This is a genomic window from Pseudomonas sp. S36 (assembly GCF_016647875.1).
GTDB lineage: Bacteria > Pseudomonadota > Gammaproteobacteria > Pseudomonadales > Pseudomonadaceae > Aquipseudomonas > Aquipseudomonas parafulva.
The window spans coordinates 15,520-35,620 of the sequence record NZ_JACVVG010000044.1; the positions used below are offsets into that span (position 1 = coordinate 15,520).

A 20,101-nucleotide genomic window follows, 5' to 3' on the forward strand; every position below is an offset into this window, starting at 1 on the left:
CTCAGTGGTGACGTGGCTTGAGCAGGGCAGGCTTCTCTTCCGGGGCGTGCAGCAGCAGGAACAGCGCCGTCAGGGCTTCCGGGATCTGCACGATCATGTCGTCCTGCAGGCTGGCATTGGCGGCGATGTCGGCGAACTCCGGTTGCTCATCGAACAGGCCCGAACCGACCATGATCGGCAGCAGCATTTCGCTCACTTCCTCTTCGGCGTTTTCGAACCACGCTTCCTCGCGCAGGAACACGCCTTCCATGAAGCCGATGCACCAGCCGCGCAGGTCGGAGTCGTCTGGCTCGTCGGTGAGGTCGAGGTCGCAGGGCAGTTCGAACTCATCGTCGCTGGCCAGCTGGCGGGCGATATGGGCCTTGAGCGCCACCAGCGTGGCTTCGATCTCGGTGCGCTGGGCCTCGCTGGCGTAGCGGGGTTCCTCGGCGAACAGGGCGTCGATCCACTCACGCTCAGGCACGTCTTCGGCATTGATCGACAAGGCGGTCAGGTAGCCGTGGGCGGCGACATAGTCCAACGCTTCCTCGTGCAGCTCGTCGGCGTCGAGGAAGGCTTGCAGGCGGGTCAGTTGCTCGGCGAAGGACATTACAGGGCTACCTTGGGAATAAACGATACCGAATTCTAGCACCTTGCGGCGGTGGCGGGGCAAAGGAACGTCCATCGCGGCGGTGCCTGTGCGGAGTGGTGCTGCGGTATACTTGGCGGTTTCCAATCCAGGGGCGGGCTTTGCCGTACCTCTGGAAAAAACCGCTTACGCATTCGGCGTGTGCGGAGCGGGTTTTTCGTCCAGCCTGTGTCCAGGATGGTACGGCGTTTTGTGGAGTTGCACATGCTCGAACAGGCTCAGCGCGTTCTCAAGGATATCTTCGGCTACGACAGTTTCCGGGGGCGCCAGGCAGCGATCATCGAATGCGTGGCCAATGGTGGCGATGCCCTGGTACTGATGCCCACCGGCGGCGGCAAGTCGTTGTGCTTCCAGGTACCGGGGCTGTTGCGCCCGGGGCTTACGGTGGTGGTTTCGCCACTGATCGCGCTGATGGACGACCAGGTGGCCACGCTGGATGAACTGGGGGTGGCGGCTGCGGCGCTCAACTCCACGCTCAGCGCCGAGCAGCAGCGTGACCTGGCTGGTCGCTTGCGCCGTGGCGAGGTGAAAATGCTCTACCTGGCGCCGGAGCGCCTGGTGCAGCCGCGCATGCTCGACTTCCTCCGTGAGCTGGATATTTCCCTGTTCGCCATCGACGAGGCCCACTGCGTATCCCAGTGGGGGCATGACTTCCGCCCGGAGTATCTGCAACTCGGCCAGTTGGCCGAACTGTTCCCCCATGTACCGCGCATCGCGTTGACGGCAACTGCCGACATGCGCACCCGTGAGGAAATCGTTCAGCGCCTTCACCTGCAGGGCGCCGAACGTTTTCTGTCGAGTTTCGACCGGCCCAACATCTTCTACCGCATCGTGCCCAAGGAGGCACCGCGCAAGCAGCTCATGGCATTTCTGGGCGAGCGCCGCGGCAACGCCGGCATCGTCTATTGCCTGTCGCGCAAGAAGGTCGATGAAACCGCCGCATTCCTGTGTGACCAGGGCTTCCCTGCGCTGCCCTACCACGCAGGCCTGGCCGCCGAGACCCGCTCGGCCAACCAGCACCGCTTTCTCAACGAGGAAGGGCTGATCATGGTGGCGACCATTGCCTTCGGCATGGGCATCGACAAGCCCAACGTGCGCTTCGTCGCGCACCTCGACCTGCCCAAGTCGATGGAGGCGTACTACCAGGAAACCGGCCGCGCCGGGCGTGACGGCCTGCCGTCAGATGCCTGGATGGCTTACGGCCTGCAAGACATGGTCATGCTCAAGCAGATGCTGCAGAACTCCGAGGGCGACGAGCGTCACAAGCGCATCGAGCAGCACAAGCTCGACGCCATGCTGGCCCTGTGCGAAGAAACCCGCTGCCGGCGCCAGACCCTGCTTGCCTACTTCGACGAAACCCTCGAGCAACCCTGCGGGCACTGTGACAACTGCGTAGACAACGTGCAAACCTGGGACGCCACCGAGCCGGCGCGCCAGGCGCTGTCGGCGGTGTTCCGAACCGGCCAGCGCTACGGCGTTGGGCATCTGGTTGATGTGCTGCTCGGCAAGGACACCGAAAAAGTGCGCAACTTCGGGCACGAGAAACTCTCGGTGTTCGGGGTGGGCAAGGCGCTGCCGGAGGCCGAGTGGCGGTCACTGTTCCGCCAGCTGGTGGCGCGAGGGCTGGTGGACATCGACCTTGAAGGCTACGGCGGCCTGCGGCTTTCGGACAGCTGCCGGCCGTTGCTGCGCGGCGAGGTCACCTTGCAGCTGCGGCGCGACCTCAAGCCGCAAACCGTCGCCCGCACCGCGTCCTCGGGTGGCGGCAGCCCGGCCAGCCAACTGGTGCGTGCCGAAGAGCGCGAACTGTGGGAAGCACTGCGCACCCTGCGGCGCAAGCTGGCAGAAGAACACCGCGTGCCGCCGTATGTCATTTTCCCCGATTCCACGCTGCTGGAAATGCTGCGCAGCCAGCCTGCCACCCTCAGCGACATGGCCCAGGTCAGCGGCGTGGGCGCGCGCAAGCTGGAACGTTACGGGCAGGCTTTCCTGGAGGTGCTCAACGGCAGTGGCGGCACTGACGAGGCGCCGAAGGTGGTACTGGACCTGCGCCATGAACTGGTCAGCCTGGCCCGCGCTGGCATGACCCCGGCCCAGATCGCCGGCCAGCTGAGCTGCAGCGAGAAAAACGTCTACAGCCTGCTGGCCGAGGCACTGGGGCGTCAGGAGCTGAACCTTGAGCAGGCACTGGACCTGCCTGAAGACCTGCTGGCCGAAATCCAGGATGCCTTCCTTGACGGCGAAGGCGAACTGCCCCCGGTTTCAGCCATCGCCCCTCTGTTTGGCCCGCGAGTGCCGGAGGGCGTGTTGCACTGCGTGCGTGCAGCATTGGCGGCGGAGTTCGAGTTGTGATTACCGATAACGGCGCTGGCATTTGGCCCGTCCGCTGATCCGTGTCATGTGTTCGCACGGTTGCCGGGCATTCGTCCCGCCCATCGGCTTGCCTCCCCGGGCGCGTCATGGTTAGCTGCCTAATAATTAGATCTTTTCAACGAGTTGCTTATGCCCCTGACTGACAACCAACACCGCTTCGGCATGCAGCTGGCCCAGATGTCCCGAGGTTGGCGCGCTGAGCTCGATCGCCGCCTGGCGGGGCTCAACCTGTCCCAGGCCCGCTGGTTGGTGCTGCTGCACCTGGCCCGCTTTGCCGAGGCCCCCACCCAGCGTGAGCTGGCCCAGAGCGTGGGTGTGGAAGGCCCGACACTGGCGCGGCTGCTGGACAGCCTCGAAGGGCAGGGGTTGGTGCGTCGGCAGGCGGTGATGGAGGACCGGCGGGCGAAGAAGATCCAGCTGTGCCCGCCCGCCAGGCCGCTGATCGAGCAGATCGAAACCATTGCCAACCAACTGCGGGTGGAGTTGTTCAGTGGCGTCGATGAGGCTGACCTTGAGGTGTGCATGCGCGTGCACGCGAAGATCCTGGGGAACCTCGAGAAGCCCTGATCGGCTTGGGGGATCGCACTGCATAGAGCCCCTGTGGAAGCTACTGTCTTCCACAAGATCTCAACGTTGGCGCAATCACTGTGGGAGCGGGTTTGCCCGCGAACACCGGCGAAGCCGGTGCCATGCATCGCGCTGCCTGCTTCGCGGGTAAACCCGCTCCCACAGGGGCATAGCATCCTTGCGGGCCTAGAACGTCTGGCCAAGGTTCAGGTACACCGCCTGCTCGTGGGTACTGTTGGCGCCGTAGGTGAAGGTAAGCGGCCCGAGTGGTGTTTCCAGGCCCAGGAAGATGCTAGCGGCGTTGATGTAGCCACTGTCGAACTCATTGTCGTTGTTCCAGGCCCGGCCGCGCTCCAGCGAGCCGCCGATGTACAGCGGGAAGTCCAGCGGCACATACGCCTGCGGGGTCAGGCGGCGGTAATACACCATGCGCATCAGGCTCACGTTCTGCCCGGTCACCGAGCCCTGTCGGAAACCAGACAACTCCCGCGCACCGCCCATCACGAAACTGGAGGTAACCACATCGGTGGCATCCAGCGTGCGCCCATAGCGCCCGCCCAGCACGAAGGTGTTCGGCCCGCTGCTGATGGCCTTGTCCAGGTTGAACAACCATTGACGATAGTTGACGTCAGAGTCCAGTGACTTGTCGAACTTGCGCAAGCTCAGGCTGATGTCTTCGCCGTGGTGTGGAAAGTAGACGTTGTCCAGTGTGTCGAATGAGTACTTCAGCTCATAGAACCCTTCATTGAAACTGACCTTGGGCAGGTCCTGGTCGCCGATACGTACTTCGGCCTGGCCCCAGGCTTTGCCCGCCCCCAGGCGCACTTCGCCGTTGTTGCCGATCTGCCGGCCGACGTTGATGCCAAACCCATACCGCTCCAGGCGGTACTCGGCAATGGGGTCGTTTTGCAATGAAGCCACGATGTTGCTGGAGCCCATGTCCAGGTACGGCGCCACGAAGTAGCGCGACCCGGCGTCCAGGGGTTGATAGAACTCGCTGTACAGCGCTTGCTCATCACCGATCTGGCCGCGGGTCAGCCACTCGGCCCCCAGGCTGTTGATGCCGTTCACCCGGTAGCTGGCGCCCAGGTTGAAGGCGCTTTCCCCACGCAGGTCGTCCGACAGGTTGAGGCCCAGGCGCAGGTAATCGGTGCCGCCGCGGCGCCCCCGTGCGTTGATGACCAGGGTATTGTCATCACCCTTGTGCACCACGCGGTACTGCACCCGGTCGAAGTAATCCAGGCCGTACAAGGTGCCCATGTCGGTTTCCAGGTGGCTCAGCTCCAGCGGGGCACCGATCGGTTGGCGGATGTATGAACGGATGACCTGATCGCTCACCTTCGAGTCGTTTTCAATTTTGATGGCGGTAATCACAGGGGTGCGCTGGTGGGGCGAGCGAGCCACCGCCAGCTCGCCGTCACCTTCGGGGCGGGCCAGCGCAGCCAGGCGCGGAGCCAGCAGGCTGGCGGCGCGGTAGCCGGCATCGATCATGTCCCTGGCGCGGCTGAAATCGGCCACGCCATAGGCAGCCAGTGGCGGTTGCACGAGGATGTCGTCACGGCGCAGGTTGGCCAGCTGCGCCTCGGAGTTGCGCCGGGTCATCAGTGTGATCGACTGGGTGAGCACGTCGACCACCGTCAACAATTGCTTGCGGTCACGCAGCGGGGTGCCGATATCGACCACGATGGCAACGTCTACCCCCATGTCCCGGGCCACGTCCAGCGGAATATTGTCGACCATGCCGCCATCCACCAGCAGGCGGCCATCCAGTTCTACGGGGGCGAATACCGCAGGGATGGACATGCTGGCGCGGATCACCTGGGGCAGGTGCCCCTGGCTGAACACCACTTTTTCGCCACTGGCGATGTCGGTGGCCACGGCGCGGAACGGGATCGGCAGCTTGTCGAAGTCCCGCGTGTCGGCGGTGTGGGCCAGCTTGCTCTCCAGCAGCAACGCCAGGTTCTGCCCCTGGATCACCCCCAGCGGCAGGCCCAGGCTGCCATCGTCGCGAAAGCTCAGCTTTTGCCGCACCAGAAAGTCGCGGTCGTCCTGCTTGCGGCGAAACGGCACGTCTTCGCGAGGGGGCGCGTCAGAGAGCGCCTGCTGCCAGTCGAGGGTGGTGGCCAGGTGTTCCAGCTCCTGAACGCTGTAACCCGACGCATACAGGCCGCCCACCACCGCACCCATGCTGGTACCGGCAATCGCATCGATATGCACGCCCTGTTCCTCCAGCGCCCTCAATACGCCGATGTGGGCCAGGCCACGGGCCGCACCGCCAGACAACACCAGGCCGACTTTAGGCCGGGCAGGCTCGGCGGCCATTGCCGTGAAACAGGCGAAGGTAAGCAGCAGGCAGAACAGCGAACGGCGCATCGTAGGTCTCAAACCGGAGGCGAAAGCCCGCTAGTATAAGCGGCCACCCACCTGGAGACCCGCCACCATGGCCGAAAGCAAACCGGAAATTGTCATCACGTATTGCACCCAGTGCCAGTGGTTGCTGCGCGCCGGCTGGCTGGCCCAAGAGCTGCTCAGCACATTTGCCGACGACCTGGGGCAGGTGGCACTGCAGCCTGGTACGGGTGGGGTGTTTCGCATCACCTGCAACGGTGTGCAGATCTGGGAGCGCAAGGCCGATGGCGGCTTCCCCGAGGCCAAGGTATTGAAGCAGCGCGTGCGCGATCAGATCGACCCTCAGCGCGACCTGGGGCACAACGACCGCTGATTACCCGTGCCGCGCCTCCGGCCGTTGCCTGGTTGGTTGCGCCGCGCCCTGGCGGCTGGCCAGCACAATGGAGCACAGGATCAGCACGCCCCCCAGCAGCATGCGCGGGCTCGGGGTTTCGGCGAAGATCAGCCAGGCCAGGGCAATGCCGTAAATGGGCTCCATGCAGAACACCAGCGCCGCTGTACGCGCCTTGACCACGCCAAGGCTGGCGACGAACAGGCTGTGGGCCACCCCCGTGCAGAAAACACCGAGCAGGCCCAGCCACACCCAGTCCCTGGCCGTGACCTCGGCCAGGTCAGGGGTGGCAAAGGGCAACAGGCACAGCCCGACCACCAGGTTCTGCCACAGCGCGGCCTGCACCGCTGGCAGGCCACCTGAGCGTGCCCGGTTGGTGAGCGACAGCAGTGAGAACAGCAGCCCCGAAAGCAGCGCCCAGAGCAGGCCGCCAGTGGCTTCGCTGGCAAGGTCGAAGGAAGGTGTCACCAACACCAGCCCAACGCTTACCAGCAGCACCAATACCGCTTCTTTAGCCCGGATACGCTCGCGGAACAGCAACCCTTCGAGCATTACGGTAAAGGCCGGGAAACCGGCGAAGCCCAGCGTGGCGATGGCCACGCCGCCCACCCTCACAGCGATGAAAAAACTCACCCAGTGCCCGGCCAGCAGCAGGCCGCCGAGCAGCAATTGAAGGCTGTCCCGGGCGCAGGGCCGGCGCCAGCCGGGGCCGGCAAGGCTGGCAAAGGCCGCCAGGGCCAGTACTGCAAAGCCCGCCCGGCCAAACACGATGACCGACGGGCTGGCGCTGGCCGCCAGTTTGCCGAGCACGCCGGTCAGGCCGAAAAACAACGCGCCTATGTGCAAGGCGCCCAGGGCAGTGCGGTGGTTCATCGAGCAGTTTCCTCAGCCAGGCAGGGCATTGTGCATGATCCGGCCCCTGCCATCATCGGTCACCGTTTTGCCATGGCACTGTCATACCCGGCTGCCAGTCTCCAGCAAACAGCGCCGGAGCCTGCCCATGACCCATGCCGAACTGTCCCGCCCCTCACGCAAGCAGCGGGTGCGTACCCTGTGGATCTCCGACGTGCACCTGGGCACCCGTGACTGCCAGGCCGAGCACTTGTCACGGTTTTTGAAGGCTTATCAGGCCGACCGTATCTACCTGGTGGGTGACATCATCGACGGCTGGAAGCTGCGTGGCGGGATCTACTGGCCGCAGGCCCACACCAACGTCATCCGCCGCCTGCTCACCATGAGCAAGCGGGGGACGGAAGTTATCTACGTTACCGGCAACCATGACGAGTTTCTGCGCCGTTATTCAAAGCTGGTACTGGGCAATATCCAGTTGGTGGACGAGGCCGAGCACCTGACCGCTGACGGCCGCCGCCTGCTGGTGGTGCACGGTGACCAGTTCGATGTGATCACCCGCTACCATCGCTGGCTGGCGTTTCTCGGCGACCGCGCCTACGAGTTCACCCTGGTGCTCAACCGTTGGCTCAATCACTGGCGTGCCCGGTATGGTTATGGTTACTGGTCGCTGTCGGCTTACCTCAAGCACAAGGTCAAGGGCGCGGTGAACTTCATCAGCGACTTTGAGCAAGCCATCGCCCATGAATGCACCCGCCGTGGCTTTCACGGGGTAGTGTGCGGGCACATCCATCACGCCGAGATGCGCAAGGTAGGGGAAGTGGAGTACTTGAACTGTGGGGACTGGGTCGAGTCGTGCACCGCGCTGATCGAGCATTGGGATGGCACGATCGAACTGTATCGGCTGGCCGAGGCGCAGGCTGGCACCGTGGTGCAGAAGGCTCCTGTTCAGGTGTGAGGGCTACAGCCGAACCTTGCCCAACAGTACATCCCTGAACATGGCGAAATCACCGATCAGGCTGTAGAGCGGGTAGGTGAAGGTGGCTGGCCGGTTTTTTTCGAAGAAGAAATGCCCGACCCAGGCGAAGCCATAGCCCACCACCGGTACTGCCAGCAGTAGAAGCCATTTGCCGCTGCCCAGGGTGTAGGCCAGCAGGGCGATCACCAGGCTGGTGCCAACGAAGTGCAGGCGGCGGCACGTGGGGTTGCTGTGCTCCCCCAGGTAATACGGGTAGAACTCGGCAAAGCTGCGAAATGGCGCGGTGGGGTGCATGTCAGTGCTCCGGGTTGGGACTTCTGGACGGGATGCACGGCGTGGAGCCTGATTCGAGTCTAGAGTCATTGGCGGGGCCGACCAGTGACAATAGGCGCCAATTGAGTATCCTTGGGGTTCACCGCAGGCGCGGTCAGGATAAGAAGCATGCCATGAGCGAAAGAACCACGTCAGCCAGCTGGGCATCAGGGATCGTGAAGGCGCTCGAGCTGGAAGGGCTGGACTGCCAGGCCATGTTCCGGCAGTTGGGGCTTGATTTTGCCGCCCTCGACGACCCTGACGCACGCTTTGCGCAAGATTCCATGACCCGGCTTTGGCAACTGGCCGTCGAGCTCTCGGGCAACGAGGCCATCGGCCTGAACATGGCGCGCGTGGTACGGCCCGCTTCGTTCCACGTGGTGGGCTACGCCTTGATGTCCAGCCGTACCCTGGCGGAAGGTTTCGAACGGCTGGTGCGCTACCAGCGCATCATCGCCGAAAGCTCCGACCTGAGTTTCACCTTGGGTGCCGAGGGCTATTCGTTGATCCTGACCGTGCATGGCGATCACCTGCCGCCGACCCGGCACAGTGCCGAGGCGTCCCTGGCCTGTGCGCTGGCGCTGTGCAAATGGCTGAGCGGCCGGCCGGTGCAGCCGCGCCGGGTTCTGGTGCAAGGCCCCCAGCCGAAAAACGTGGAGCCGTACAAAGTCGCCTTCCATTCACCCCTGGTGTTTGGTGCGCCTCACGATGCACTGGTGTTCGAGCGCGCCGACATGGAGGCACCGCTGCCAACCGCCAACGAGGCCATGGCTGTGCTGCATGACCGTTTTGCCGGCGAGTACCTGGCACGCTTTTCTGAAACCCGGGTTACCCATCGGGTGCGCCAGGTGCTCTGCCGCATCCTGCCCCAAGGGGAACCGAAGCGCGAAACCCTGGCCCAGGCCCTGCACCTGTCGCAACGCACGCTGCAGCGGCGCTTGCAGGAAGAGGGCACCAGTTTTCAGTCGTTGCTCGATGACACCCGGCGCGAACTGGCCGAGCAGTACCTGGCCCAGCCTGGCATGACCCTGCTGGAAACCGCCTACCTGCTGGGCTTCGCCGACCCCAGCAATTTCTACCGGGCCTTCCGCCGCTGGTTCGACACCACCCCCACCGAATACCGCGCCCGCCTGGGTACCCAGGCCGATGCGGTCAGTGACGCCAGAATGCAGGCATGCACAACACCAGCACGGTAATGATCTCCAGGCGCCCCAATAGCATGCCGCTGGCCAGGATCCACTTGGCGGCATCCGGCAGCTTGGCGTAATTGCCCGATGGGCCGATCACCTCTCCCAGCCCAGGCCCCACCCCGGAAACGGTACCGGCAGCGCCCGTGAGCGCGGTCATCCAGTCCACGCCCAGCAGTGACAGCAGCAGCGCCATGACGCAGATGGTGATGGCGAAGAAAAACGAGAACGTGAGAATGGAGCGCACGATTTCTTCGTCCAGGCGGTGGCCGTTGTACTTCTGCTTGATCACCGCACGTGGGTGGATCAGCTGGTTGAGGTTGGCCTTCAGCAGAATGTAGGCCACCTGGAAGCGGAAAATCTTGATGCCCCCGGCGGTTGAGCCGGAGCAGCCGCCGACGAAGCCCAGGTAGAAGAACAGCATCAGCGAGAAGTTGCCCCACAGGCTGTAGTCGCCCAGGGCAAAGCCGGTGGTGGTGACCACCGACGTGACGTTCAGCGCAACGTGCCGCAGGGCGTCGAGCCAGTGCAGGTTGGTGGTGTACCAGTACCAGGTGCCCAGCACCAGCCAGGTGACCACCAGCATGCCGAGCAGGCCCTGCACCTGCTGGTCGCGGATCAGCGCGCCGCGGTTGCCGCGCAGGGTGGCCACGTACAGGGTGAACGGCAGGCTGCCAAGAATCATCACCACCACGGCCACCCAGTGCACGGCAGGGATGTCCCACTTGGCCAGGGATTGGTCCGAGGTGGAGAAGCCACCGGTGGAGATCGCCGACATGGCATGGTTGATGGCGTCGAACGGGCTCATGCCGGCCCACCAGAAGGCCAGCGCGCCCAGTATCGAGAAGCCCACGTACACCGCCACGATGGACTTGGCCACCATGTGCGAGCGTGGCATGACCTTCTCCGAGCGGTCGGAGGATTCGGTCTGGAACAGCCGCATGCCACCGATACGCAGCAGCGGCAGGATCGCTACCGCCATGGCGATGAAGCCGATACCCCCCAGCCAGTGCAGCATCGACCGCCACATCAGGATGCCGGGCGACATGGTGTCCAGCCCGCTGAGCACGGTGGCGCCGGTGGCGGTGATACCGGACATGCTTTCGAAGAAAGCGTCGGTGTAGCTGATGTGCTGGGTAAGCAGAAACGGCAACGCGGCGAACACGCAGACCACCAGCCAGCTGCACACCGTCAGCAGGTACATGTCACGCGGGCGCAGGTGCACGTGCTCGGGGCGCCCCGGGATGACCAGCGCCAGGCCTGCCAGGAAGGTGATCAGGCTCGACCACAGGAACGACGGCATGTCACTGGTACGTTCGAAGATCACCAGTGTCGCCATGGGAACGGCCATGCCCACCGCCAGCGTGATCAGGAAGATGCCGATGATGAAACCAATGATCCTCAGGGTCGGCAACGCCATGTGCTGTGCTCGGGCTCGGAACGGAAGGGCGCCATTCTACCTGCGAGGCGCGCAGGCTCAAGCCCAATCGGCCGCTGCCTGCCGTGCTGCTTGCAGCTTGGGGCTTGCAGCCTGAGAATGACCGCACATTCAATTATCAGGAGGGTAGCCGATGGAGGCTCTCGACGCATTGCTCAACCGTGTTTCCGTGCCACGCCTGACCGACCCGGCGCCCAATGAGGCCCAGCGTGAAGCGCTGTTCCAGGCCGCCTTGCGTGCGCCGGACCATGGCCAGTTGCGGCCTTGGCGGTTCCTCACCATCGAGGGTGCCGCGCGCGAGCGTTTGGGTGAGCTGTTCGCCGAGGCCGTGAAGGGCAAAGGCGAGGCGACCGAGGCGGCGCTGGACAAGGCACGGGCGATGCCGCTGCGGGCGCCGCTGCTGATCGTGGTGGTCGCAAGCCTGCAGGATCATTTCAAGGTGCCTAAATCCGAACAGCGTCTGGCTGCGGGCTGTGCGGCGCACGGTATCCTCATTGCCGCCCACGCCCAAGGTATCGGTGCGGTGTGGCGCACCGGTGACCTGGCTTTCGATGCGCATGTGCACCAGGGCCTTGGCCTTGCCGACAATGAAGAGCTGATCGGCTTCCTGTATGTGGGTACCCCGCTGAACGAGCCGCGTACGGCGCCCGTGCTGCAAACCGCCGATTTCGTCAGTACCTGGGGCTAGGCAGCGGCCGTTGCCTCAACTGCCCGCGGCCTCGGCCACTGGCAGCTCCAGTGTCGCCACAAAGCCTCCTTGCGGGTGGTTTTCCAGCGTCAGGCCGCCGCCATGGCGCTCGGCCGCCTTGCGGGCGATGGCCAACCCAAGGCCGTGGCCTGGGGCTTCCTGCCCAGGCGCGCGGAAGAACGGTTCACCCAGCCGCGTCAGGTGCGCCGCGGCCGCGCCTGGGCCGTGATCACGCACGCTCACCCGCACCTGATCGCCTTCGCGTACAGCGCGCAACTCCACGGGTTGGCCTGGCGGGTTGAAGCGCAGTGCGTTGCGCAGCAGGTTATCCACGGCGCGCTCGATGAGCGTGGGCCAACCCTGCAGGGTCAGGCCCGGCTGCGCCTCCAGGCGCACGTCCTGTTCGGGTGCGCTTAGCAATGCGTCCTTGCGCACGCTACCCAACAGGGCATTGAGGTCGACCGGTTCGGCATGGGCCTGGTCGGCATCGACCCGGGCCAGGGTGAGAATCTCGCTGATCAGGTCTTCCAGCCGGTCACACTCGCGGGCCAGGCGTGGCCATAGGGCCTCACGCTGCTCGGGGTCCGCCCGTTCGGCCAGGGCCAGGGCAATGCGCAGCCGGGCCAGTGGCGAACGCAGCTCGTGAGACACGTCGCGCAACAACTGGCGCTGGCTGCCGATCGTGCTCTGCAGGCGCGCGCCCATCTTGTTGAAATCCTGCGCCAGTACGCCGAACTCGTCGCGCCTGGCCGCCAGTTTCGCAAGGCTGTTCTGCTGGTAGGTGGTCTGGCCCAGGTCATGCACCGCGCTGCGCAGGCGGCTTAGCGGGCGGGTGATCGACAGCGTTACCAGCAGGCTGAACAGGGTCAGCACCACCAGCGCGATCCCCAGCGCACTCAGTGGCCACAGCAGGCTCTCGCGGTGCCAGGCGTCCAGGGCCGGGTGTGGAATGCGGTAGATAAGCAGGTAGGAGTTGCCCGACTTGGGGCTGGTGTATTCCTCGGTCAGCCGGCGCCACGGCAAGCGGCGTTCATCATTGTGCTGGCGTGCCTCCAGTGCGGCGGCCCGGCGCGGGAAGGTGCCGGGGACCACGGCATCGCCGCTGTCGTCCAGCACCTGCACGTCGATCTTGTAGCGGTCCTTGCGCCGCTCCAGAAAACGCTGCGCCGGGTCTACACCCTCTTGCTCGTAGTGCTTGGCCCACTGGCTGGCCAGGGTATTGAGCCCTGGGTGACGGCTGAGTATCCAGGCGTCCTGGTTGAGCATGTGCCCCAGCAGGATCGACAACCCTGCCACAAGGGCGATGGCCAGCCAGAAACTGGCCAGAATGCGCCAGAACAATGAACGCACGAACACCTCCACAAACGGTAAAAGCCCGCCGCGCACCAGGCTGGCCTGATGCGCGGCGGGCGTCGAGTTGAAAGCTTACTGGGCCTTCTTGGCTTTTTCAGCTTTCCAGGTCTGGAATTCCTGCCATTCGGCGCGTTTGGCTGCGCGTTCTTTCTGCAGTTCGTCGAACTTCTTCTGCTGGTCAGGCTTGAGCAGGTTGCGTACGGCGCTGTCGGTCTTGTCGCGGCTGGCCTGCAGTTCGTCTTTCATGGCCTTCTGGTCGGCAGCCGGCAGCTTCTCCAGGTAACGCTCGGTGATGTCGCGACGCTGCTGCATTTGCTCGCCCATCAGTTTGCCCACCTGTTCGCGTTGGTCGCGGGTCAGGTCCAGCTCATGGAAGGCCGGGCCGCCGCGGTGGTGCGGGCCGTCCGGGCGTGGGCCGCCATCAGGCATGGCCATGGCCACGGTTGGCAGGGCGGCGGCGAACAGCAGGGCGGTGAGGGTCTTGCGCATGGTGTCTCTCCTTTCATAGGCCGGCAGTGACCGGATGAGCACAGTCTAGGGCGGTGACCGTCAAGCGCCGTCAGTGCAGGGTAAAGGAAAGGTAAAGGGGCAGGGGGCGCTGCAAGCCGTTTGCGCACGGCCTACCGTTGGTTAGTGCAGCGCATTGCTCACTGGGCGTAGTAGTAACCGCGGCTGCGCAAGGCGACGATACGCGGGCGCCCGTCGGCATGGGGGCCGATTTTCTTGCGCAGGTTACTCACGTGCATGTCCAGGCTACGGTCATACAGGGTCAGCTTGCGGCCAAGGCCGATCTGCGCCAGCTCCTGCTTGTCCAGCGGCTCGCCCGGCTGGCGCAGCAGGGCCTCGAGAATCCGGCTTTCGGACAGGGTGAGGGTCATTTCCCGGCCGTCGATACTGGCCACGCCCCTGGCGGGGCTGTACACCAGGTCGCCCAGCTCCACCTGGCTGCTGGTGGCGGTGGGGTGGCTGCGGCGCAACACGGCGCGCAGGCGCGCGGTGAGTTCCCGTGGGTCACAGGGTTTGGCCAGGTAATCGTCAGCGCCCAGCTCCAGGCCCAGGATACGGTCCAGGGGCTCGCCCCGGGCAGACAGCATCAGCACCGGCAGTTCGGCGTGTTCGCTGCGCAGCTGCTTGAGCAGCTCCAGGCCGCTGCCATCGGGCAGCATCACGTCCAGCACCACGGCGGCCGGCGCCTGATCGGCCAGCGCCTGGCGTGCGGCCTGGCCATCGTGGCAGGCGCGCACGCTGAAGCCTTCCTGGGTCAGCCAGCTGGCGAGCAGGTCGCACAGCTCCTGGTCATCATCAATCAGTAACAGCTCGCTCATGACTCACTCAATTCAACCATTGACGGCGACTCGTTGGTCCGCCAGTGGCAAAGATACCGCAGTCCTGAGGCCCGCGTGCAACTGTGACCAGCGTGGCGCCGCCAGGGCGATCAAGGCATAACTTGCTTGAAGGGTTTGACCACGACCTGTTCGTACACACCCGCCGCGATGTAGGGGTCGGCATCGGCCCAGGCCTGGGCGGCGGCAAGCGAATCGAATTCGGCAACGATCAGGCTGCCACTGAAACCGGCGTCGCCCGGGTCGTTGCTGTCGATGGCCGGGTGCGGGCCGGCCAGCACCACACGGCCTTCGGCCTTCAGCTGCTGCAGGCGCTCGATGTGCGCAGGGCGTGCAGCCAGGCGTTTTTCCAGGGAGTTGGCGACGTCGCTGGCGATGATGGCGTAGAGCATGTCAATCCTTGGGTTTGGAGGTAGAGGGGTCATCGTGCAGGTGGCGGGACAGGTACACGCCCTGTGCCACCAGGAAGAGGACGGTCATGCCCAGGCTGCCGAACACCTTGAAGTCCACCCAGAAGTCCTGGAAGGTGAAGGCGACGAACAGGTTGGCGGCACCGCAGAACACGAAAAAGCCTATCCAGGCCAGGTTCAGGCGCGTCCAGATGGCATCTGGCAGGGTCAGGGCATGGCCCATGATGCGCTTGATCAGCACCCGGTCACCTATGAAGTGGCTGCCCGCGAAGGCCAGGGCGAACAGCCAGTTCACCACGGGTGCCTTCCACTTGAGGAAGGTTTCGCTGTGGAAGGTGAGGGTAAGGCCGCCGAACACCAGGCAGGCGACCAGCGTCAGCCACTGGCCCTTTTCCAGCCTGCGCTGGCGCAGGAACAGGGCGCCGTAGACCACCAGCGAACTGACGATGAGCATCGCCGTGGCGCTGTAGATGCCGCCAAACTCGAAGCTGTGCCCACCCAGTTCGACAGGGCGCGGGTCCAGCTTGTAGACGATGAAGAACAGCAGCAGCGGGATGAAATCGATGAATTGTTTCACAATGGCAGCCAGAACCGGGATGTGACGGCATAATAACAAACATCGATTCCAGCGAAAGCGCTACTCCATGAATGTTGATCTGCACTGTCACAGCACGGCCTCCGATGGCGCCCTGTCGCCTTCGGTCCTGGTCGCCCGGGCCTTCGAGCATGGGGTGCGAACGCTGGCGCTCACCGACCATGACACCCTCGAAGGCCTGCCCGAAGCGCGTCAGGCCTGCCAGTCGCACGGCATGCACTGGGTCAGCGGGGTGGAGTTGTCCTGCACCTGGGGCGGCGCCACCATCCACGTGCTGGGGTATGACTTCCCGCTGGACGCCCCACCGTTGCTGGCCGCCATCGAGGCGCTGCACCGCGGCCGCTGGCTGCGCGCCGAAGAGATCGACAAGCGCCTGGCCGCCAAGGGCATGCCCGGCACGCTGCAAGGCGCCCGCCAGGTGCAGCACGCACTGGGCGACAGCGGCAACGCGCCGGCGCGCCCGCATTTTGCCGAATACCTGGTACGGGCCGGGCACGTCAAGGACCGCGGCGAGGCGTTTCGCAAATGGCTGGGTGCCGGCAAGCTGGGCGACGTCAAGCAGCACTGGCCCACGCTGGAGGAAACCGTTGCCACCCTGCGGCAGTCCAATGCCTGGGTAAGCCTGGCCCACCCGATGCATTACACGCTGACACGCAGCAAGCGCAGACGGCTGATAGCCGACTATATTCAGGCAGGTGGGCAGGCGCTTGAAGTGGTCAACGGCATGATGCCCGCCGAGCAGGTGGGTACCCTGTCCATCCTTACCCGTGAATTCGGCCTGCTGGCAAGCGCTGGCAGTGATTTCCACGGCCCCGGCACCTGGGGCGAGATCGGTGCCTACCGGCCTTTGCCCGAGGACCTGCCACCTCTGTGGCGCCGTTTCAGCCATGAACAGCCAATGTCGGCATGAACAGGACGAGTACGTGAGCCAATTTTTCCAGATTCATCCGGAGAACCCGCAGGCGCGGCTGATCCGTCAGGCGGTGGAGATCATCCGCAAGGGCGGGGTGGTGGTGTACCCCACCGACTCGGCCTACGCCCTGGGCTGCCAGATCGGTGACAAGGCCGCCATCGAGCGGGTCCGGCGCCTGCGCGGGCTGGACAAGACCCACAACTTCACCCTGATGTGTTGCGACATGTCGCAGCTGGGGCTGTACGCCAAGGTCGACACCGGCACCTTCCGCTTGCTCAAGGCCCATGTGCCGGGCCCTTACACCTTCATTCTGAACGGTACCCGCGAGGTGCCGCGCCTGTTGCTGCACGAGAAGCGCCGCACCATCGGCCTGCGCGTGCCGGACCACGCCATCACCCTGGCGCTGCTGGCAGAGCTGGGCGAGCCGCTGATGAGCGTGAGCCTGATTCTGCCCGGCGACGAAGAGCCGATGACCGACCCGTACGAAATCCGCGAACGCCTGGAGCATCATGTGGACCTGGTGATCGACGGCGGCTATGGCGACCTGAAGGCTTCCACCATCATCGACCTGTCTGGCGACGAGCCGGCGCTGATCCGCGAAGGTTGTGGCGACCCGGCGCCGTTCCTGGTCAGCGCGTGAACCCGGTATCAATGCCTGAAGCCCCGGCCCCCCAGGCCGAGGTGCCCAGGCAGCTGCAACTGGCGCTGGTGTATGGCGAGGCGGTCACCGAGCTGCCGCTGGACCTGTATATCCCGCCCGATGCCCTGGAAGTCATCCTCGAAGCCTTCGAAGGCCCGCTGGACCTGCTGCTGTACCTGATCCGCAAGCAGAACATCGATATTCTCGACATCCCGGTGGCGGAAATTACCCGCCAGTACATGGGGTACGTCGAGTTGATGAAAAGCGTGCGCCTGGAGCTGGCTGCCGAGTACCTGGTGATGGCGGCCATGCTTGCCGAGATCAAGTCGCGCATGCTGCTGCCGCGCGCTGTCGACGTGGACGAAGAGGAGGGCGATCCGCGCGCCGAACTGATCCGCCGGCTGCAGGAGTACGAGCGGTTCAAGGCCGCCGCCGAGGGCATCGACGGGTTGTCGCGGGTGGGGCGCGAGGTGCTGGTGCCGTGCCTGGAAGCGCCGCAGGCCAAGGTGCGCAAGCTGCTGCCCGAAGTCAGCCTGGAAGAACTGTTGTTTTCCATGGCCGAGGTGATGCGCCGCAATGACCTGTTCGAAAACCATCAGATCACCCGCGAAACCCTGTCGACCCGCGAGCGCATGAGCCAGGTGCTCGAGCGCCTGAAGGGCGGGGGCTTCGTACCCTTTGTAGAGCTGTTCACGCGGGAAGAGGGCAAGCTGGGGGTGGTGGTCACCTTCATGGCCATTCTCGAACTGGTGAAGGAAACGCTGGTGGAACTGGTGCAAAATGAGGCCTTCGCCGCCATTCATGTGCGGCTACGCCCGGCCTCTGTTGAAGAACCCGATGAACCTGAATGAACCGCGCGACCTGGCGTCGCTGATTGAAGCCTTCCTGCTGGCCTCGGGCAAACCCCAGTCTCTGGAGCGCCTGTACGAGCTGTTCGAAGAGGCCGAGCGCCCCGAGCCGAAGGTGTTTCGCCAGGCACTGGCGGTGCTGGGCAAGTCGTGCCACGGCCGTGCGTTCGAACTCAAGGAGGTAGCCAGCGGTTACCGCCTGCAGATTCGCGAGGCGTATGCCCCCTGGGTGGGCCGGCTGTGGGAAGAGCGCCCCCAGCGCTACTCGCGGGCGCTGCTCGAAACCCTGGCCTTGATCGCCTACCGCCAGCCCATCACTCGCGGTGAAATCGAAGACGTACGGGGCGTGGCGGTGAACAGCAATATCGTCAAAACCCTGATGGAGCGTGAGTGGATTCGCGTGGTGGGCTACCGCGAGGTACCAGGCCGGCCCGCGATGTTCGCCACCACCAAGGCCTTTCTCGACCACTTCAACCTCAAAAGCCTGGAAGACCTGCCCGCCCTTGCCGCCCTGCGGGAAATGGAGCCCGAGCCGCTGCTGGACCCGGATGACGCACCGGTGCCCGCCCACTTGCAGGCGTTGGCTGATGCCAGCCTTGAGGAAGATGAAGACGCCGCTGCACCGAAGGACGAAACCAGCTTCCGAAGCCTGCTGGTGGAACTCGACGCCATGGAACAGGGGCTCAAGACCGATTTCGACGACCTTCGCGAAACCGAGCCTGCCGCAGAGAGCCCGGGCAAACTGGAGCCTTGAGCGCTTCCACTGGGCAGAAAGGCTGCGTCTAGCTGTTAAAACCCGCTTAGCTGCGGTGCGTTCCCACGCTGAACCGCGTATGATGCGCGGCCTTTTGGCGCATTCGCTGCCAGATGCCTGTTTTCATTCCTACACCGGGAGGTGCCCAGATGAGTGAGCAAGACCTGCAACAAACCGAAATTACCCCACCCGCTGGCGAGAAGCTGCAGAAAGTGCTGGCGCGCATTGGCGTGGGCTCGCGCCGTGACGTCGAGGCCTGGATCAGCCAGGGCCGCATCAAGGTCAACGGCGTTGCCGCTACCCTTGGCCAGCGTGTCGACCTGCACGATGCCATTGCCGTTGACGGCAAGCTGATCAAGCGCGAGGAAGCCGCCGAGGCGACCCGCCGGGTGATCATGTACAACAAGCCCGACGGTGAAATCTGTACCCGTGACGACCCAGAAGGTCGCCCGACGGTATTCGATCGCCTGCCGCGCCCGAAAGAGGGCCGCTGGATCAACATCGGCCGCCTCGACATCAACACCACCGGGCTGCTGCTGTTCACCACCGACGGTGAGCTGGCCAACCGCCTGATGCACCCCTCTTACGAGATGGACCGTGAATATGCGGTGCGGGTGCGTGGTGAGGTGGACGACGAGATGATCGAACGCCTGAAGGCGGGTGTGATGCTCGAAGACGGCCCGGCGAAATTCACCGACATCCAGAAGGCGCCGGGTGGTGAAGGCTTCAACCACTGGTACCACTGTGTGGTGATGGAAGGGCGTAACCGTGAGGTGCGTCGCCTGTGGGAATCCCAGGGCATGGTGGTCAGCCGCCTGAAACGCGTGCGTTTTGGCCCGGTGTTCCTCAATTCCGACCTGCCGATGGGACGCTGGCGTGAAATGAGCCAGGGCGAAATCGACATCCTTGCCGCCGAAGTGGGCTTGCAGCCAGTAGCGCTGCCGGCCATGAACCTCAAGGCCAAGGACAAGATGGAGCGCCTGCAGCGCAAGTCGTCCCGCCCGCTGGGCCGTGGCGAGCGCGTGCGCAGCCTGCGCCCTGCACAGGACGGTGCGCCCGAGCGCCCAGCCCGCGAAGAAACCCCGCGCAAGCCCAACCGCGGCAGTGCCGTGGCTGAGCGCCCAAGCGAAATGCGCAAGCGTACCGACAAGCCGCACGGCGACAAGCCAGCAGGCCGTGGGCGCGGCAAGCCACGCGGCTGATCGGCCTCGTTCGGCCTGTGAGATCGAGCGCCGCCAAAGCGGTGCCCGATCTCACAAGCGCTACCTCACACAGGCAAAATCCCCGTCAGCCTCATCCCCATCACCCGAACTGCAGTAACCTTTCAGGCGACTGGCAAGTTTCCAAACCAGTCTGTAAAAAAAACTATACGCCCACCCTCAGCTTATCCCCGCATTTCAGACTTTTCGTGCCTACGTAAAGAGATATTGCCGCCGCGATGCGGTTTACCTCGCCCATACCCCGTCACCCCCTCTTGCCCAAAC

Annotated in this window: 21 protein-coding genes; 11 read left to right on the top strand and 10 right to left on the bottom strand. The window is 64.4% G+C overall.

Annotated features, from left to right (window positions below; all coding sequences use genetic code 11):
- Position 1: 1 nt before the first annotated feature.
- On the bottom strand, positions 2 to 589 hold the full coding sequence (locus tag IAE36_RS19650; RefSeq protein ID WP_201214134.1) for a YecA/YgfB family protein: 588 nt from the start codon (positions 587 to 589) through the stop codon (positions 2 to 4).
- A gap of 243 nt (positions 590 to 832) precedes the next feature.
- Here IAE36_RS19650 and recQ point away from each other — a divergent pair, with 243 nt between their 5' ends.
- The gene (recQ, locus tag IAE36_RS19655; RefSeq protein ID WP_028635472.1) at positions 833 to 2,980 is read left to right on the top strand and encodes a DNA helicase RecQ; all 2,148 of its coding nucleotides are present in this window, start codon (positions 833 to 835) and stop codon (positions 2,978 to 2,980) included.
- A gap of 150 nt (positions 2,981 to 3,130) precedes the next feature.
- A complete protein-coding gene (locus IAE36_RS19660) occupies positions 3,131 to 3,568 on the top strand; it encodes a MarR family transcriptional regulator (protein WP_028635473.1) in 438 nt (145 codons plus the stop codon).
- A 186-nt stretch (positions 3,569 to 3,754) separates the two neighbouring features.
- Here the strand turns inward: IAE36_RS19660 and IAE36_RS19665 are convergent, their stop codons facing one another.
- Positions 3,755 to 5,941, bottom strand: a complete 2,187-nt coding sequence (locus IAE36_RS19665) for a patatin-like phospholipase family protein (RefSeq protein WP_201214136.1) — start codon at positions 5,939 to 5,941, stop codon at positions 3,755 to 3,757.
- A gap of 67 nt (positions 5,942 to 6,008) precedes the next feature.
- On the opposite strand from IAE36_RS19665, the gene IAE36_RS19670 reads away from it, so the two are divergent.
- Positions 6,009 to 6,290, top strand: coding sequence for a SelT/SelW/SelH family protein (locus IAE36_RS19670; RefSeq protein ID WP_028635475.1), 282 nt, complete (start codon positions 6,009 to 6,011; stop codon positions 6,288 to 6,290).
- On the opposite strand, the gene IAE36_RS19675 is transcribed toward IAE36_RS19670, so the two are convergent.
- On the bottom strand, positions 6,291 to 7,181 hold the full coding sequence (locus IAE36_RS19675; RefSeq protein WP_201214137.1) for a DMT family transporter: 891 nt from the start codon (positions 7,179 to 7,181) through the stop codon (positions 6,291 to 6,293).
- Positions 7,182 to 7,308: 127 nt separating this feature from the next.
- Here IAE36_RS19675 and IAE36_RS19680 point away from each other — a divergent pair, with 127 nt between their 5' ends.
- Entirely contained in the window at positions 7,309 to 8,115 is an 807-nt protein-coding gene (locus tag IAE36_RS19680) for a UDP-2,3-diacylglucosamine diphosphatase (protein WP_201214138.1), read from the top strand.
- 3 nt (positions 8,116 to 8,118) lie between these two features.
- Here IAE36_RS19680 and IAE36_RS19685 read toward each other — a convergent pair whose 3' ends face one another.
- Positions 8,119 to 8,430: a DUF962 domain-containing protein gene (locus tag IAE36_RS19685; protein WP_028635478.1), complete on the bottom strand. Its 312-nt coding sequence runs from the start codon at positions 8,428 to 8,430 to the stop codon at positions 8,119 to 8,121.
- Positions 8,431 to 8,582: 152 nt separating this feature from the next.
- On the opposite strand from IAE36_RS19685, the gene IAE36_RS19690 reads away from it, so the two are divergent.
- Positions 8,583 to 9,644 (top strand): AraC family transcriptional regulator, encoded by a 1,062-nt coding sequence (locus IAE36_RS19690; protein ID WP_028635479.1) that lies wholly within the window; start codon positions 8,583 to 8,585, stop codon positions 9,642 to 9,644.
- Here IAE36_RS19690 and IAE36_RS19695 read toward each other — a convergent pair.
- Positions 9,601 to 11,055 carry a TrkH family potassium uptake protein gene (locus IAE36_RS19695; RefSeq protein WP_201164573.1) on the bottom strand — a complete coding sequence of 485 codons (1,455 nt, stop codon included), beginning with the start codon at positions 11,053 to 11,055 and terminating at the stop codon, positions 9,601 to 9,603. The genes IAE36_RS19690 and IAE36_RS19695 overlap by 44 nt on opposite strands.
- 151 nt (positions 11,056 to 11,206) lie before the next feature.
- On the opposite strand from IAE36_RS19695, the gene IAE36_RS19700 reads away from it, so the two are divergent.
- On the top strand, positions 11,207 to 11,761 hold the full coding sequence (locus IAE36_RS19700; protein WP_201164574.1) for a nitroreductase family protein: 555 nt from the start codon (positions 11,207 to 11,209) through the stop codon (positions 11,759 to 11,761).
- 15 nt (positions 11,762 to 11,776) lie between these two features.
- Here the strand turns inward: IAE36_RS19700 and IAE36_RS19705 are convergent, their stop codons facing one another.
- The 5 genes from IAE36_RS19705 to IAE36_RS19725 all read right to left on the bottom strand — a co-directional run bounded on the left by IAE36_RS19705 (position 11,777) and on the right by IAE36_RS19725 (position 15,444).
- A complete protein-coding gene (locus tag IAE36_RS19705; RefSeq protein ID WP_201214141.1) occupies positions 11,777 to 13,117 on the bottom strand; it encodes a sensor histidine kinase in 1,341 nt (446 codons plus the stop codon).
- A 69-nt stretch (positions 13,118 to 13,186) separates the two neighbouring features.
- Positions 13,187 to 13,603, bottom strand: a complete 417-nt coding sequence (locus tag IAE36_RS19710; RefSeq protein WP_028635483.1) for a Spy/CpxP family protein refolding chaperone — start codon at positions 13,601 to 13,603, stop codon at positions 13,187 to 13,189.
- 158 nt (positions 13,604 to 13,761) lie between these two features.
- Entirely contained in the window at positions 13,762 to 14,439 is a 678-nt protein-coding gene (locus tag IAE36_RS19715) for a response regulator transcription factor (protein WP_060481388.1), read from the bottom strand.
- Between the two features lie 110 nt (positions 14,440 to 14,549).
- Positions 14,550 to 14,849 (bottom strand): YciI family protein, encoded by a 300-nt coding sequence (locus tag IAE36_RS19720; protein ID WP_060481389.1) that lies wholly within the window; start codon positions 14,847 to 14,849, stop codon positions 14,550 to 14,552.
- Between the two features lies 1 nt (position 14,850).
- Positions 14,851 to 15,444, bottom strand: coding sequence for a septation protein A (locus IAE36_RS19725; protein ID WP_201214139.1), 594 nt, complete (start codon positions 15,442 to 15,444; stop codon positions 14,851 to 14,853).
- 67 nt (positions 15,445 to 15,511) lie between these two features.
- On the opposite strand from IAE36_RS19725, the gene IAE36_RS19730 reads away from it, so the two are divergent.
- The 5 genes from IAE36_RS19730 to rluB all read left to right on the top strand — a co-directional run bounded on the left by IAE36_RS19730 (position 15,512) and on the right by rluB (position 19,819).
- A complete protein-coding gene (locus tag IAE36_RS19730) occupies positions 15,512 to 16,372 on the top strand; it encodes a PHP domain-containing protein (protein WP_028635487.1) in 861 nt (286 codons plus the stop codon).
- 13 nt (positions 16,373 to 16,385) lie between these two features.
- On the top strand, positions 16,386 to 17,015 hold the full coding sequence (locus tag IAE36_RS19735) for an L-threonylcarbamoyladenylate synthase (RefSeq protein ID WP_033728206.1): 630 nt from the start codon (positions 16,386 to 16,388) through the stop codon (positions 17,013 to 17,015).
- Positions 17,016 to 17,140: 125 nt separating this feature from the next.
- Positions 17,141 to 17,866, top strand: a complete 726-nt coding sequence (locus IAE36_RS19740) for a segregation and condensation protein A (RefSeq protein WP_201214143.1) — start codon at positions 17,141 to 17,143, stop codon at positions 17,864 to 17,866.
- Positions 17,853 to 18,617, top strand: coding sequence for an SMC-Scp complex subunit ScpB (scpB, locus tag IAE36_RS19745; RefSeq protein WP_201214140.1), 765 nt, complete (start codon positions 17,853 to 17,855; stop codon positions 18,615 to 18,617). The genes IAE36_RS19740 and scpB overlap by 14 nt, the downstream gene beginning before the upstream one ends.
- A 149-nt stretch (positions 18,618 to 18,766) precedes the next feature.
- Positions 18,767 to 19,819 carry a 23S rRNA pseudouridine(2605) synthase RluB gene (gene rluB / locus IAE36_RS19750; RefSeq protein ID WP_201164580.1) on the top strand — a complete coding sequence of 351 codons (1,053 nt, stop codon included), beginning with the start codon at positions 18,767 to 18,769 and terminating at the stop codon, positions 19,817 to 19,819.
- Positions 19,820 to 20,101: the final 282 nt, after the last annotated feature.

Bases quoted from the DNA above. Each gene is read 5' to 3' on its own strand.
- IAE36_RS19680 (WP_201214138.1), top strand. From the start codon at position 7,309: ATGACCCATGCCGAACTGTCCCGCCCCTCACGCAAGCAGCGGGTGCGT.
- IAE36_RS19690 (WP_028635479.1), top strand. From the start codon at position 8,583: ATGAGCGAAAGAACCACGTCAGCCAGCTGGGCATCAGGGATCGTGAAG.
- IAE36_RS19670 (WP_028635475.1), top strand. From the start codon at position 6,009: ATGGCCGAAAGCAAACCGGAAATTGTCATCACGTATTGCACCCAGTGC.
- IAE36_RS19730 (WP_028635487.1), top strand. From the start codon at position 15,512: ATGAATGTTGATCTGCACTGTCACAGCACGGCCTCCGATGGCGCCCTG.
- IAE36_RS19660 (WP_028635473.1), top strand. From the start codon at position 3,131: ATGCCCCTGACTGACAACCAACACCGCTTCGGCATGCAGCTGGCCCAG.
- IAE36_RS19700 (WP_201164574.1), top strand. From the start codon at position 11,207: ATGGAGGCTCTCGACGCATTGCTCAACCGTGTTTCCGTGCCACGCCTG.
- recQ (WP_028635472.1), top strand. From the start codon at position 833: ATGCTCGAACAGGCTCAGCGCGTTCTCAAGGATATCTTCGGCTACGAC.
- IAE36_RS19675 (WP_201214137.1), bottom strand. From the start codon at position 7,181: ATGAACCACCGCACTGCCCTGGGCGCCTTGCACATAGGCGCGTTGTTT.
- IAE36_RS19685 (WP_028635478.1), bottom strand. From the start codon at position 8,430: ATGCACCCCACCGCGCCATTTCGCAGCTTTGCCGAGTTCTACCCGTAT.
- rluB (WP_201164580.1), top strand. From the start codon at position 18,767: ATGAGTGAGCAAGACCTGCAACAAACCGAAATTACCCCACCCGCTGGC.
- IAE36_RS19695 (WP_201164573.1), bottom strand. From the start codon at position 11,055: ATGGCGTTGCCGACCCTGAGGATCATTGGTTTCATCATCGGCATCTTC.
- IAE36_RS19715 (WP_060481388.1), bottom strand. From the start codon at position 14,439: ATGAGCGAGCTGTTACTGATTGATGATGACCAGGAGCTGTGCGACCTG.
- IAE36_RS19720 (WP_060481389.1), bottom strand. From the start codon at position 14,849: ATGCTCTACGCCATCATCGCCAGCGACGTCGCCAACTCCCTGGAAAAA.
- IAE36_RS19665 (WP_201214136.1), bottom strand. From the start codon at position 5,941: ATGCGCCGTTCGCTGTTCTGCCTGCTGCTTACCTTCGCCTGTTTCACG.
- IAE36_RS19650 (WP_201214134.1), bottom strand. From the start codon at position 589: ATGTCCTTCGCCGAGCAACTGACCCGCCTGCAAGCCTTCCTCGACGCC.
- scpB (WP_201214140.1), top strand. From the start codon at position 17,853: ATGAACCTGAATGAACCGCGCGACCTGGCGTCGCTGATTGAAGCCTTC.
- IAE36_RS19710 (WP_028635483.1), bottom strand. From the start codon at position 13,603: ATGCGCAAGACCCTCACCGCCCTGCTGTTCGCCGCCGCCCTGCCAACC.